General features: G+C 55.6%; 8 protein-coding genes, 2 tRNA genes and 2 rRNA genes. 7 read left to right on the forward strand and 5 right to left on the reverse strand.

The features are described from left to right. Window positions 1-58: 58 nt before the first annotated feature. The 3 genes from BLV61_RS18200 to hemJ form a co-directional block, all read right to left on the reverse strand. Window positions 59-1,009: a DUF805 domain-containing protein gene (locus BLV61_RS18200; RefSeq protein WP_090466790.1), complete on the reverse strand. Its 951-nt coding sequence runs from the start codon at window positions 1,007-1,009 to the stop codon at window positions 59-61. 62 nt (window positions 1,010-1,071) lie between these two features. Beyond that, window positions 1,072-2,040 (reverse strand): NAD(P)H-dependent flavin oxidoreductase, encoded by a 969-nt coding sequence (locus tag BLV61_RS18205; RefSeq protein WP_090466792.1) that lies wholly within the window; start codon window positions 2,038-2,040, stop codon window positions 1,072-1,074. Between the two features lie 33 nt (window positions 2,041-2,073). Beyond that, on the reverse strand, window positions 2,074-2,505 hold the full coding sequence (hemJ, locus tag BLV61_RS18210) for a protoporphyrinogen oxidase HemJ (protein ID WP_090466794.1): 432 nt from the start codon (window positions 2,503-2,505) through the stop codon (window positions 2,074-2,076). A gap of 134 nt (window positions 2,506-2,639) precedes the next feature. On the opposite strand from hemJ, the gene argC reads away from it, so the two are divergent. Both argC and erpA read left to right on the forward strand, forming a co-directional pair. After that, window positions 2,640-3,674, forward strand: a complete 1,035-nt coding sequence (gene argC / locus BLV61_RS18215) for an N-acetyl-gamma-glutamyl-phosphate reductase (RefSeq protein ID WP_047534080.1) — start codon at window positions 2,640-2,642, stop codon at window positions 3,672-3,674. 168 nt (window positions 3,675-3,842) lie between these two features. After that, window positions 3,843-4,193, forward strand: a complete 351-nt coding sequence (gene erpA, locus BLV61_RS18220; protein WP_007906865.1) for an iron-sulfur cluster insertion protein ErpA — start codon at window positions 3,843-3,845, stop codon at window positions 4,191-4,193. A 66-nt stretch (window positions 4,194-4,259) separates the two neighbouring features. Here the strand turns inward: erpA and BLV61_RS18225 are convergent, their stop codons facing one another. Then, window positions 4,260-5,351, reverse strand: coding sequence for an anhydro-N-acetylmuramic acid kinase (locus tag BLV61_RS18225; RefSeq protein WP_090466796.1), 1,092 nt, complete (start codon window positions 5,349-5,351; stop codon window positions 4,260-4,262). Window positions 5,352-5,354: 3 nt separating this feature from the next. Then, the gene (locus BLV61_RS18230) at window positions 5,355-6,773 is read right to left on the reverse strand and encodes a peptidoglycan DD-metalloendopeptidase family protein (protein WP_090466798.1); all 1,419 of its coding nucleotides are present in this window, start codon (window positions 6,771-6,773) and stop codon (window positions 5,355-5,357) included. Window positions 6,774-6,985: 212 nt separating this feature from the next. On the opposite strand from BLV61_RS18230, the gene tyrS reads away from it, so the two are divergent. The 5 genes from tyrS (at window position 6,986) to BLV61_RS18260 (ending at window position 13,613) form a co-directional block, all read left to right on the forward strand. Then, window positions 6,986-8,185 carry a tyrosine--tRNA ligase gene (gene tyrS / locus BLV61_RS18235; protein WP_090466799.1) on the forward strand — a complete coding sequence of 400 codons (1,200 nt, stop codon included), beginning with the start codon at window positions 6,986-6,988 and terminating at the stop codon, window positions 8,183-8,185. Window positions 8,186-8,679: 494 nt separating this feature from the next. Continuing rightward, window positions 8,680-10,216: ribosomal RNA gene (locus BLV61_RS18245) — 16S ribosomal RNA — on the forward strand. A gap of 80 nt (window positions 10,217-10,296) precedes the next feature. Further along, window positions 10,297-10,373 (forward strand) — tRNA-Ile (locus BLV61_RS18250). A gap of 28 nt (window positions 10,374-10,401) precedes the next feature. Next, window positions 10,402-10,477 (forward strand) — tRNA-Ala (locus BLV61_RS18255). A 244-nt stretch (window positions 10,478-10,721) separates the two neighbouring features. Continuing rightward, window positions 10,722-13,613, forward strand: a 23S ribosomal RNA gene (locus BLV61_RS18260). Together the 16S and 23S rRNA genes with 2 tRNA genes alongside form the textbook arrangement of a ribosomal RNA operon. Window positions 13,614-13,706: the final 93 nt, after the last annotated feature.

The raw sequence follows: 13,706 nt of genomic DNA on the forward strand, positions 1-13,706 counted from the left end.
GTTCTCCATCGCAACAGCTCCGCGCCGCGACGCAGGTGTCATGGGCGGGGAGCGCTGTTCATTCTTGCGCAGAGTCTACAGGGGGCTGGGCTTGTTCGGCTGCATCGTCGGTGGAATTTGGTGTCGGTTCGACCTCGACCTCGATCTCGTCGGTGGTGACCGAGCCGCTTTGGTAGCTGTTTTCGAGGGTGTTTTCGTATGTGTCCTGAATGGCTGAGATACCGCCTGCCATTGCTCCGACGATCATCAGGGCGATCAACACCAGCCATAACGAAGACAGTACCTTGACCGCCGTGCTGTTGGGCGGCGGAGGTGCGCCGTAGCGGTTGGCCACGACGGATCCCGGTAAGACGACTAGCAGCAGCGGAAAGAAACTGCCTACGAACGGTACAAGGTTCAGCAACCATAGCCAGCCCGACCAGCCGACATCATGCAGGCGCTGAACGCTGATGAGGATGGTGGCGATGAGGAATACCACACACAGGACGAACGCCAGAATGCCCCCGGCGATCAGGCCAGCGGTCGAGTCGGTGCTGACGAGGGCCAGGGCGATCAGGGCAAATACGCCGACCACCGCGATCGTCACCAGGCTCAGCACCATTGACCATGCCAGAAACCGCAAGCGTCCGATGCGTCCTTCGATGCTGAACGGCTTGAGCAGCGCGTACTCAGGCACGCGCTCAGCGACGTCAGCCTGCGGTGGCGCGTAAGGGGAGTCGGGCTCTGTTACGGCGGGCGCGTGATCACGGACATCGGAGAGACTCAGTTCAATCACGGGTTCCGGCTCGAGGCGGGCATCTATACCGGTGTTTTTCAGGGCTTGCAGGTAGGTCTGTGCGTCAATCTGCGACAGGTCACGTTTGAGTGTGACGGGTTGACCGCTGAACAAGCGTTCGACGGCGGCGACCTCGCTTTTGTATAGCGCGGCGAGATTGAGTTTGGCGGTATTGATATCAACACCCGGCAGTAGCGTGCCGTCGAAGACGATTTTGAAGCGGTGTTCGCTCATTGCCGAGGCATCCTTGTCGCGAGTGTTTTAAGGGTGAAATGCCGGATGGCCTGATTTTTCTGTCAGCGAGGCCAGCGTTTGGGCAGTTGTGCGGCATGTTCCAGTGCCTTGCGATACTCCGCGTCGAGCCGCGCCACCAACTGGTCAACGCTGGGTAAATCATCGATTCCCCCAACGCCCTGGCCTGCGGACCACACGGTTTTCCAGGCTTTGGCTTCATCGCTGATCGGCTTGAGCTTGGCGCCGAAGTTGACTTCGCCCTTGCTTTGCAGCGCTGCCATGTCAAACCCGGCGGCTTCCAGGCTCTGGCGCATGAAACTCGCCGGTACACCCGACACCGCTGGAGTATGAATGATGTCTGCCGCCCTGGATGTCAGCAGCATCTCCTTGTAGGCGTCAGGCGCATGACTTTCGGCCGTGCCGATAAAGCGTGTGCCGAAGTAGGCCAGGTCCGCACCGAGCAATTGAGCGGCGAGGATTTCGTGCCCGTGGTTCAGGCATCCAGCCAGCAGCAACGTTTTGTCGAAGAATTGTCGGATCTCGGCGATCAGCGAGAACGGGCTCCAGGTCCCGGCATGCCCACCGGCACCGGCGGCCACGGCGATCAACCCATCCACGCCGGCCTCGGCAGCTTTTTCGGCATGGCGGCGGGTCGTCACGTCATGGAACACCAGGCCGCCGTAACTGTGCACGGCGTCGACCACTTCTTTCGCAGCACCAAGGCTGGTGATCACGATCGGCACTTTGTGCTCAATGCAGATCGCCAGATCCGCCTGTAATCGCGGGTTGCTGTTGTGGACGATGAGGTTCACAGCGTACGGCGCGGGATTGTCCAGCGAAGCGAGCCCGGCTTCGATCTCTTCCAGCCAGCTCTTGAAGCCGCTGCTCTCGCGCTGATTGAGCGCAGGAAAGCTGCCCACCAGCCCGTTGCGGCAGCAGGCGAGCACCAGTTGCGGATTGGAAATCAGGAACATCGGCGCCACCACCACGGGTAGGCGCAAGCATTGTTCGAGCAGAGCGGGCAGCGACATGGGATGTACCCCGGTGAGATGTGCCTGTTGAGTTTAGAACGGCCGTACAACGACCAGAATCACGATAGCCAGCAATATCAGAACCGGCACTTCATTGAACCAGCGATAAAAGACATGGCTACGGGTGTTTTCGCCACGGGCAAATCGCTTCACTTGGGCGCCGCACATGTGGTGGTAGCCGATCAGCAGGACCACCAGGGTCAGTTTCGCGTGCATCCAGCCGCCTTGGCTGAAGTAGGCGCCAGGGTTGAGGCTGATCAGCCAGCCGCCGAAAATAAGCGTCGCGATCATTGCCGGGCCCATGATGCCGCGGTACAGCTTGCGCTCCATGAGGCTGAAGCGTTCCTTGCTGACGGTGTCCTCGCTTTGAGCGTGATAGACGAACAGGCGCGGCAGGTAAAACAGGCCGGCAAACCAGCACACGATGCTGATGATGTGAAAAGCTTTGAGCCACAGATAAAGCATTTTGGTTATTCCCAGATTCACGGTAGTCGGGATAGTAGAGGCTTGAGGCTCCATACGTCACCTTGCCGGTTGTCGCAGGCGCGCCAGCCCCCTATCATCGACGGCTTTCCAGTGGGTTCGTTGAGGGCAGGTTTATGGTCAAGGTCGGTATCGTCGGCGGCACGGGTTACACCGGTGTCGAACTGCTGCGTCTGTTGGCACAGCATCCGCAAGCTGAAGTGGTAGTCATCACTTCCCGATCCGAGGCCGGCCTGGCCGTGGCCGACCTGTACCCGAACCTGCGAGGCCATTACGACGGCCTGGCGTTCACGGTTCCGGACATCAAGACCCTGGGCGCCTGCGACGTGGTGTTCTTCGCCACGCCACACGGCGTTGCCCACGCTCTGGCGGGTGAGTTGCTGGCGGCGGGGACCAAGGTCATCGACCTGTCGGCTGACTTCCGTCTGCAGGATGCTGATGAATGGGCCAAGTGGTACGGCCAGCCGCACGGCGCACCAGAGTTGCTGGATGAGGCGGTGTATGGCCTGCCGGAAGTTAATCGCGAGCAGATCAAGAAGGCGCGACTGATCGCAGTGCCGGGTTGCTACCCGACTGCTACGCAATTGGGTTTCCTGCCGTTGCTTGAAGCTGGCCTTGCCGATGCATCGCGCCTGATCGCCGACTGCAAGTCCGGTGTCAGCGGTGCCGGTCGTGGCGCTGCTGTCGGTTCGTTGTACTCCGAGACATCGGAGAGCATGAAGGCCTATGCCGTCAAAGGCCACCGTCACTTGCCGGAAATCCGCCAGGGTCTGCGTCGTGCCGCAGGCAAGGATGTCGGCCTGACCTTTGTTCCGCATCTGACGCCGATGATCCGTGGCATTCATTCCACGCTGTACGCGACTGTCGTGGATCGCTCGGTGGATCTGCAGGCGCTGTTCGAAAAGCGTTATGCCAACGAACCGTTTGTCGACGTCATGCCCGCCGGAAGCCACCCGGAAACCCGCAGCGTGCGTGGTGCCAACGTCTGCCGGATTGCGGTACATCGGCCACAGGACGGTGATCTGGTGGTTGTGCTGTCGGTGATCGACAACCTGGTCAAAGGCGCATCGGGTCAGGCGGTGCAGAACATGAACATCCTGTTCGGACTGGATGAACGCCTTGGTCTGTCTCACGCTGGCATGTTGCCGTAAGGCTCTGTAGCGCCCAGTAAAAAGGCCCGTTAAACGGGCCTTTTTTCATTCTGGGTCGGCGATTTGATTGGTTGATATACCCTAACAATAGTTGACCGCTTTTCTAGGAGAAGCGGATAATGCGCGTCATCACGCATTATGGCGGCGTAGCGCCGGGAGATAGTCAGCATGAGCGTCGAATCCTTCACCCCCACGGCTTTGCAATTTACCCACGGTGCCGCGCACAAGGTGAAGAGCCTGGTCGATGAAGAGGGGAATGATCGCTTGAAGCTGCGCGTATTCGTTACGGGCGGCGGTTGTTCAGGTTTTCAGTACGGCTTCACCTTCGATGAAGAAGTGGCCGATGACGACACCATCGTCGAGCGCGAAGGTGTGAGTCTGGTGGTCGATCCGATGAGCTTCCAGTACCTGGCCGGGGCCGAGGTGGATTATCAGGAAGGTCTGGAAGGTTCGCGCTTCGTCATCAAGAACCCGAATGCAACCACAACCTGTGGCTGCGGCTCTTCGTTCTCGATCTGATCAGCACGCCTGCATCACTAAGCGCCGCATGGCCTCTGGGCTCTGCGGCGTTTTGCTGTCTGGCGTTTATGCGGGGTAGATCGCGCCCAATACACGCAAGCCGCGGGCGCCGGTGACGCTCGGGCGATTGGCGGCGATGCCTTCGAGACAGCAGTGGGCCAGCCAGGCGAAGGCCATGGCTTCGACCCAGTCAGGGTCGACACCGTAAGCCGCAGTGCTGCTGACGGTTGCGCCCGGCAGCAGGCTGGCCAGTCGGTTCATCAGCGAGGTGTTATGCGCGCCACCGCCACAGACCAGCAGTTCCTGGGTGTTCGATTGGGCGCTTTGCAGGGATTCGACGATGGTCAGCGCAGTCAACTCAAGTAGTGTTGCCTGCACGTCCTCGGGAGCGAAGGTCGGTAACTGCGCCAGGTGATGCATCAGCCATGGCAGGTTGAAAACCTCCCGGCCGGTGCTCTTTGGTCCCTTGGTCAAGAAGAATGGGTCGCTAAGCAGCGCTTTTAACAGCACTGGCTCGACTTTTCCGCTGGCAGCCCATTGACCGTTGCGATCAAAGTTGTCGCCACGCTGCTGATGAATCCAGGCGTCCAGTAGTACATTCCCCGGGCCGCAGTCGAAACCGGCGACAGGCTTGCCCGGCTCGATCAGGCTGAGGTTGCTGAAGCCGCCGACGTTGAGCACGGCTCGGTTGCCGGCCCGCTCTTCAAACAAGGCTTCGTGGAAGGCAGGCACCAGGGGGGCGCCTTGCCCGCCTGCGGCCACATCGCGGCTGCGGAAATCACTGACCACGGTGATATGGGTCAGCTCCGTCAATAGCGCCGGATTACCGATCTGTACCGTAAAGCCTCGCGCCGGCTCGTGGCGAATGGTCTGGCCATGGCTGCCAATCGCTCGAATGTCTTCAGGTTTGAGTTGTTCTTGTGCGAGGAGGCCGTGAATGCCCTGCGCTGCGAGCGTTACCCAGTTCTGCTGGGCGATGGCGGAGCGTGCTATCTCGTCGGGTCCGCTGGCGCACAGGCCAAGTAGCTCGGTGCGCAGCGTTTCGGGCATGGGTATGTAGTGTGTGGCGATCAGCCTGATCGCCTGGTTTTGCTCGATCAGCGCAATATCCAGTCCATCAAGGCTGGTCCCGGACATTACGCCTATATAGAGCGGCATGGCTTAGCGCTTGCTCGAAGCCAGCATGGTGGCCTTTTCCTGCTCCATGCGCGCCATCAGAGGCTGGCTCTGTGCGAGGAAGCGGGCGCGTTCGGCCTTGGCGATTGGATCAGCCATTGGCAATTTCTGGCCCAGTGGATCCACGTGCACGCCATTGACCTGGAACTCGTAGTGCAAATGCGGTCCGGTCGAAAGTCCGGTGGTGCCGATGTAGCCGATGACCTGGCCCTGTTTGACGGTGCCACCGGTCTTCACACCCTTGGCAAAGCCTTGCATGTGGCCATACAGCGTGGTGTAGGTGTTGCCATGCTGGAGGATAATGGTATTGCCGTAGCCGCCGCGGCGTCCTGCCAGCAATACCTTGCCATCACCGGCAGCCTTGATCGGAGTGCCACGTGGTGCTGCGTAGTCGACACCTTTATGTGCGCGGATTTTGTTCAGGATCGGGTGCTTGCGCCCCATGGAAAACTTCGAGCTGATGCGGGCAAAGTCCACTGGGGTGCGGATGAATGCCTTGCGCATGCTGTTGCCTTCAGCGGTGTAGTAGCTGCTGTTGCCTTGTTTATTGGTGTAACGCACAGCGGTGTAGGTTTTGCCACGGTTTGTGAAGCGTGCGGACAGGATCGGACCGTTGCCGACGGCTTTGCCATTGACGACTTTCTGCTCGTAAATCACATCGAATTCGTCGCCCTGGCGAATGTCCTGGGCGAAATCGACGTCATAACCAAACACGCTGGCCATGTCCATGGTCAGGCTGTGGGACAGGCCGGCACGTGCAGCGGACTGCGACAGCGAGCTGTTGATCACGCCATGAACGTAGGCGGAGCGGACGGTCGGCTTGGCGGTAATGCGATTGAACGTATAGCCCTTGTTGTTCTTGGTGAGGGTGATGGTTTCGAGGTCGCTGACCTTGCTGTGCAGGTTGGTCAGCTGGCCGTCGGGGCTCAGTTCGAATTCGAGTTTCTGCCCGTGCTTGAGCTGACTGAACTGCTTGGCCTGCTTGTCGCTGGCCAGCACGTCATGTACCGAGGTGGCTGGAAGGCCAACTTTCTCGAACAGCGTGGAAAGAGTGTCGCCTTTGGCGACGATCACTTCCCTGTGGTTGGGAGCCTTCTTTTCTTCGACAGCCGGAGCAGGCGCGGATTGAGCGGTTTCCTGGGTGTCTTCAGCGCTGTTGTCGATCTGCGCGAAAGGTGAAGCTACTGGCTCATTTGTGGCTTGAACGGCGTCAGCAGCGTCTTGATCTTGTGTCAGTTGTTCAGCAGGACTTTCCAGTTCAAGACTCAGGGTCGTCTTTTTGGCTTCTACATCACTGGAGGGAAATACCAGAAGGGCCAGGCTCAGAAGGGCGGCGATGCCGCTCGCGGCGAGCAGGTGGGTCTTCGGGTAAAGCGGTGGCGCTTTAGACGATTCTTTGGTCATAAGTAATTTTGACTTTGAATAAAGATGAATTGGAAAAGATGAATGACATGATGAAGATGAAATAACTGTATAAAATATAACCAAATCATCTCTGAAGCAAGTCTGCGGACGCTCTGTCCGTGGATTGGCGTCCGTGCGCCGGGCAAACTTTGTATTTGACGCACGATCTTGTATGGTTGGGTCCCTTTGAATCTGAGCCTTGCGGGTCTGTTATGAAGTCGGTTGAAGAGCAGCTAGCGCTGATCAAACGTGGTGCGGAAGAACTGTTGGTCGAGTCCGAGCTGATTGAGAAGCTCAAGCGCGGCCAGCCGCTGCGCATTAAAGCAGGCTTCGATCCGACTGCGCCGGATTTGCACCTGGGTCATACCGTGCTTATCAATAAGCTGCGCCAGTTTCAGGAGTTGGGTCACCAGGTGATCTTCCTGATTGGCGATTTCACCGGGATGATCGGTGATCCCAGTGGCAAGAGTGCTACGCGCCCACCGCTGACCCGAGAGCAGGTGCTGGAGAACGCCGAGACGTACAAGACTCAAGTCTTCAAGATTCTTGATCCGGCTAAAACCGAGGTGGCATTCAACTCCACCTGGATGGATCAGATGGGGCCGGCCGACTTCATTCGGCTGACTTCGCAGTACACCGTAGCTCGCATGCTTGAGCGCGATGACTTCGATAAGCGATACACGACCAATCAGCCGATCGCCATTCACGAGTTCCTCTATCCATTGGTTCAGGGCTACGATTCTGTTGCCTTGCGCGCGGACGTCGAGCTGGGCGGTACCGATCAGAAGTTCAACCTGTTGATGGGGCGTGAGCTGCAGCGTGGTTATGGTCAGGAGGCTCAGTGCATTCTGACCATGCCATTGCTCGAAGGGCTGGATGGCGTGAAGAAAATGTCCAAGTCGCTGGGCAACTACGTTGGCATTCAGGAGGCGCCGGGTGTCATGTACGGCAAACTGGTCTCCATTCCGGATGCGCTGATGTGGCGTTACTTCGAGCTGCTTAGCTTCCGTTCCATGGATGAGATCAATGCCTTCCGTGCTGATGTAGAGGCTGGCGCCAACCCGCGTGATATCAAGATCAAGCTGGCGGAAGAGATTGTTGCGCGCTTCCATGGTGAGGAGGCTGCGGCCAATGCTCATCGAGCAGCTGGCAACCGTATGAAGGATGGCGAGCTGCCTGATGATTTGCCGGAGATTGAGTTGAGTGCAACGGAGGATATGCCGATCGCTGCTGTCCTCAATAAAGCAGGCCTGGTGAAGAACTCGGCCGTCGCTCGGGATCTGCTCGGCTCCGGCGGCGTGCGTATCGATGGTGAGGTTGTTGATCGCACCTTTATATACGCGCTGGGTGCAACCCATGTTTGTCAGGCGGGAAAGAAAGCATTTGCGCGAATTACGCTCAAATCAGAATGAACCTGAAATAAAGGGTTGACGGCGAATTATAGAAGCCTATAATTCGCCCCACTTCCGGCGCAGTCGAAACTGAAAACTCCTTGATAAACAATGAGTTACGCAGTTTTCGGCAGCAGGTTGCTTCAGGTCATCGAAGTCGAAAGGAAGTTGAAAAAGAGGTGTTGACAGCAGCGAGTAACGCTGTAGAATTCGCCTCCCGCTGACGAGAGATCGAAAGCGCAAGTGGTTGAAGTTGTTAAGGAATCCTTGAAAACTTCTGAAAATAATCACTTGACAGCAAATGAGGCTGCTGTAGAATGCGCGCCTCGGTTGAGACGAAAGATCTTAACCAACCGCTCTTTAACAACTGAATCAAGCAATTCGTGTGGGTGCTTGTGGAGTCAGACTGCTAGTCAACAGATTATCAGCATCACAAGTTACTCCGCGAGAAATCAAAGATGTAACCAACGATTGCTGAGCCAAGTTTAGGGTTTTCTCAAAACCCAAAGATGTTTGAACTGAAGAGTTTGATCATGGCTCAGATTGAACGCTGGCGGCAGGCCTAACACATGCAAGTCGAGCGGATGAAGAGAGCTTGCTCTCTGATTCAGCGGCGGACGGGTGAGTAATGCCTAGGAATCTGCCTGGTAGTGGGGGACAACGTCTCGAAAGGGACGCTAATACCGCATACGTCCTACGGGAGAAAGCAGGGGACCTTCGGGCCTTGCGCTATCAGATGAGCCTAGGTCGGATTAGCTAGTTGGTGAGGTAATGGCTCACCAAGGCGACGATCCGTAACTGGTCTGAGAGGATGATCAGTCACACTGGAACTGAGACACGGTCCAGACTCCTACGGGAGGCAGCAGTGGGGAATATTGGACAATGGGCGAAAGCCTGATCCAGCCATGCCGCGTGTGTGAAGAAGGTCTTCGGATTGTAAAGCACTTTAAGTTGGGAGGAAGGGTTGTAGATTAATACTCTGCAATTTTGACGTTACCGACAGAATAAGCACCGGCTAACTCTGTGCCAGCAGCCGCGGTAATACAGAGGGTGCAAGCGTTAATCGGAATTACTGGGCGTAAAGCGCGCGTAGGTGGTTTGTTAAGTTGGATGTGAAAGCCCCGGGCTCAACCTGGGAACTGCATTCAAAACTGACAAGCTAGAGTATGGTAGAGGGTGGTGGAATTTCCTGTGTAGCGGTGAAATGCGTAGATATAGGAAGGAACACCAGTGGCGAAGGCGACCACCTGGACTGATACTGACACTGAGGTGCGAAAGCGTGGGGAGCAAACAGGATTAGATACCCTGGTAGTCCACGCCGTAAACGATGTCAACTAGCCGTTGGGAGCCTTGAGCTCTTAGTGGCGCAGCTAACGCATTAAGTTGACCGCCTGGGGAGTACGGCCGCAAGGTTAAAACTCAAATGAATTGACGGGGGCCCGCACAAGCGGTGGAGCATGTGGTTTAATTCGAAGCAACGCGAAGAACCTTACCAGGCCTTGACATCCAATGAACTTTCCAGAGATGGATTGGTGCCTTCGGGAACATTGAGACAGGTGCTGCATGGCTGTCGTCAGCTCGTGTCGTGAGATGTTGGGTTAAGTCCCGTAACGAGCGCAACCCTTGTCCTTAGTTACCAGCACGTAATGGTGGGCACTCTAAGGAGACTGCCGGTGACAAACCGGAGGAAGGTGGGGATGACGTCAAGTCATCATGGCCCTTACGGCCTGGGCTACACACGTGCTACAATGGTCGGTACAGAGGGTTGCCAAGCCGCGAGGTGGAGCTAATCCCACAAAACCGATCGTAGTCCGGATCGCAGTCTGCAACTCGACTGCGTGAAGTCGGAATCGCTAGTAATCGCGAATCAGAATGTCGCGGTGAATACGTTCCCGGGCCTTGTACACACCGCCCGTCACACCATGGGAGTGGGTTGCACCAGAAGTAGCTAGTCTAACCTTCGGGAGGACGGTTACCACGGTGTGATTCATGACTGGGGTGAAGTCGTAACAAGGTAGCCGTAGGGGAACCTGCGGCTGGATCACCTCCTTAATCGACGACTCAGCTACTCCATAAGTTCCCACACGAATTGCTTGATTCATTGAAGAAGACGATAGAAGCAGCCCGAAATTGGGTCTGTAGCTCAGTTGGTTAGAGCGCACCCCTGATAAGGGTGAGGTCGGCAGTTCGAATCTGCCCAGACCCACCAATTTTGTGTGGGACACCTGTAGAGATACGGGGCCATAGCTCAGCTGGGAGAGCGCCTGCCTTGCACGCAGGAGGTCAACGGTTCGATCCCGTTTGGCTCCACCACTACTGCTTCTGAAGTTTGAAAGCTTAGAAATGAGCATTCCATCGATGGATGGTGAATGTTGATTTCTAGTCTTTGGCTAGATCGTTCTTTAAAAATTTGGGTATGTGATAGAAAGATAGACTGAACGTTACTTTCACTGGTAACGGATCAGGCTAAGGTAAAATTTGTGAGTTGCTCTTTGAGCAATGCGAATTTTCGGCGAATGTCGTCTTCACAGTATAACCAGATTGCTTGGGGTTATATGGTCAAGTGAAGAAGCGCATACGGTGGATGCCTTGGCAGTCAGAGGCGATGAAAGACGTGGTAGCCTGCGAAAAGCTTCGGGGAGTCGGCAAACAGACTTTGATCCGGAGATGTCTGAATGGGGGAACCCAGCCATCATAAGATGGTTATCTTAAGCTGAATACATAGGCTTAAGAGGCGAACCAGGGGAACTGAAACATCTAAGTACCCTGAGGAAAAGAAATCAACCGAGATTCCCTTAGTAGTGGCGAGCGAACGGGGACTAGCCCTTAAGTGGCTTTGAGATTAGCGGAACGCTCTGGAAAGTGCGGCCATAGTGGGTGATAGCCCTGTACGCGAAAATCTCTTGGTCATGAAATCGAGTAGGACGGAGCACGAGAAACTTTGTCTGAATATGGGGGGACCATCCTCCAAGGCTAAATACTACTGACTGACCGATAGTGAACTAGTACCGTGAGGGAAAGGCGAAAAGAACCCCGGAGAGGGGAGTGAAATAGATCCTGAAACCGTATGCGTACAAGCAGTGGGAGCAGACTTTGTTCTGTGACTGCGTACCTTTTGTATAATGGGTCAGCGACTTATTTTCAGTGGCGAGCTTAACCGAATAGGGGAGGCGTAGCGAAAGCGAGTCTTAATAGGGCGTCTAGTCGCTGGGAATAGACCCGAAACCGGGCGATCTATCCATGGGCAGGTTGAAGGTTAGGTAACACTGACTGGAGGACCGAACCGACTACCGTTGAAAAGTTAGCGGATGACCTGTGGATCGGAGTGAAAGGCTAATCAAGCTCGGAGATAGCTGGTTCTCCTCGAAAGCTATTTAGGTAGCGCCTCATGTATCACTGTAGGGGGTAGAGCACTGTTTCGGCTAGGGGGTCATCCCGACTTACCAAACCGATGCAAACTCCGAATACCTACAAGTGCCGAGCATGGGAGACACACGGCGGGTGCTAACGTCCGTCGTGAAAAGGGAAACAACCCAGACCGTCAGCTAAGGTCCCAAAGTTATGGTTAAGTGGGAAACGATGTGGGAAGGCTTAGACAGCTAGGAGGTTGGCTTAGAAGCAGCCACCCTTTAAAGAAAGCGTAATAGCTCACTAGTCGAGTCGGCCTGCGCGGAAGATGTAACGGGGCTCAAACCATACACCGAAGCTACGGGTATCACTTAGGTGATGCGGTAGAGGAGCGTTCTGTAAGCCTGTGAAGGTGAGTTGAGAAGCTTGCTGGAGGTATCAGAAGTGCGAATGCTGACATGAGTAACGACAATGGGTGTGAAAAACACCCACGCCGAAAGACCAAGGTTTCCTGCGCAACGTTAATCGACGCAGGGTTAGTCGGTCCCTAAGGCGAGGCTGAAAAGCGTAGTCGATGGAAAACAGGTTAATATTCCTGTACTTCTGGTTATTGCGATGGAGGGACGGAGAAGGCTAGGCCAGCTTGGCGTTGGTTGTCCAAGTTTAAGGTGGTAGGCTGGAATCTTAGGTAAATCCGGGATTCTAAGGCCGAGAGCTGATGACGAGTGTTCTTTTAGAACACGAAGTGGTTGATGCCATGCTTCCAAGAAAAGCTTCTAAGCTTCAGGTAACCAGGAACCGTACCCCAAACCGACACAGGTGGTTGGGTAGAGAATACCAAGGCGCTTGAGAGAACTCGGGTGAAGGAACTAGGCAAAATGGCACCGTAACTTCGGGAGAAGGTGCGCCGGTGAGGGTGAAGCACTTGCTGCGTAAGCCCACGCCGGTCGAAGATACCAGGCCGCTGCGACTGTTTATTAAAAACACAGCACTCTGCAAACACGAAAGTGGACGTATAGGGTGTGACGCCTGCCCGGTGCCGGAAGGTTAATTGATGGGGTTAGCTAACGCGAAGCTCTTGATCGAAGCCCCGGTAAACGGCGGCCGTAACTATAACGGTCCTAAGGTAGCGAAATTCCTTGTCGGGTAAGTTCCGACCTGCACGAATGGCGTAACGATGGCGGCGCTGTCTCCACCCGAGACTCAGTGAAATTGAAATCGCTGTGAAGATGCAGTGTATCCGCGGCTAGACGGAAAGACCCCGTGAACCTTTACTATAGCTTTGCACTGGACTTTGAATTTGCTTGTGTAGGATAGGTGGGAGGCTTTGAAGCGTGGACGCCAGTTCGCGTGGAGCCATCCTTGAAATACCACCCTGGCAACTTTGAGGTTCTAACTCAGGTCCGTTATCCGGATCGAGGACAGTGTATGGTGGGTAGTTTGACTGGGGCGGTCTCCTCCTAAAGAGTAACGGAGGAGTACGAAGGTGCGCTCAGACCGGTCGGAAATCGGTCGTAGAGTATAAAGGCAAAAGCGCGCTTGACTGCGAGACAGACACGTCGAGCAGGTACGAAAGTAGGTCTTAGTGATCCGGTGGTTCTGTATGGAAGGGCCATCGCTCAACGGATAAAAGGTACTCCGGGGATAACAGGCTGATACCGCCCAAGAGTTCATATCGACGGCGGTGTTTGGCACCTCGATGTCGGCTCATCACATCCTGGGGCTGAAGCCGGTCCCAAGGGTATGGCTGTTCGCCATTTAAAGTGGTACGCGAGCTGGGTTTAGAACGTCGTGAGACAGTTCGGTCCCTATCTGCCGTGGACGTTTGAGATTTGAGAGGGGCTGCTCCTAGTACGAGAGGACCGGAGTGGACGAACCTCTGGTGTTCCGGTTGTCACGCCAGTGGCATTGCCGGGTAGCTATGTTCGGAATAGATAACCGCTGAAAGCATCTAAGCGGGAAACTAGCCTCAAGATGAGATCTCACTGGGACCTTGAGTCCCCTGAAGGGCCGTCGAAGACTACGACGTTGATAGGTTGGGTGTGTAAGCGCTGTGAGGCGTTGAGCTAACCAATACTAATTGCCCGTGAGGCTTGACCATATAACACCCAAGCAATTTGCTGACCTGAAAAGGCACCAGATTGCGGTGTGTGAAGACGCAATGAACCGAAAGTTCGCAACGATTCACAAAAGC

It is taken from the genome of Pseudomonas mohnii (genome assembly GCF_900105115.1).
In the GTDB taxonomy this organism is placed as follows: Bacteria; Pseudomonadota; Gammaproteobacteria; order Pseudomonadales; family Pseudomonadaceae; genus Aquipseudomonas; species Aquipseudomonas mohnii.

What these genes read in the sequence shown, in the direction of transcription:
- BLV61_RS18200 (WP_090466790.1), bottom strand. Translation starts at nt 1,009, where the DNA reads ATGAGCGAACACCGCTTCAAAATCGTCTTCGACGGCACGCTACTGCCG.
- BLV61_RS18205 (WP_090466792.1), bottom strand. Translation starts at nt 2,040, where the DNA reads ATGTCGCTGCCCGCTCTGCTCGAACAATGCTTGCGCCTACCCGTGGTG.
- hemJ (WP_090466794.1), bottom strand. Translation starts at nt 2,505, where the DNA reads ATGCTTTATCTGTGGCTCAAAGCTTTTCACATCATCAGCATCGTGTGC.
- argC (WP_047534080.1), top strand. Translation starts at nt 2,640, where the DNA reads ATGGTCAAGGTCGGTATCGTCGGCGGCACGGGTTACACCGGTGTCGAA.
- erpA (WP_007906865.1), top strand. Translation starts at nt 3,843, where the DNA reads ATGAGCGTCGAATCCTTCACCCCCACGGCTTTGCAATTTACCCACGGT.
- BLV61_RS18225 (WP_090466796.1), bottom strand. Translation starts at nt 5,351, where the DNA reads ATGCCGCTCTATATAGGCGTAATGTCCGGGACCAGCCTTGATGGACTG.
- BLV61_RS18230 (WP_090466798.1), bottom strand. Translation starts at nt 6,773, where the DNA reads ATGACCAAAGAATCGTCTAAAGCGCCACCGCTTTACCCGAAGACCCAC.
- tyrS (WP_090466799.1), top strand. Translation starts at nt 6,986, where the DNA reads ATGAAGTCGGTTGAAGAGCAGCTAGCGCTGATCAAACGTGGTGCGGAA.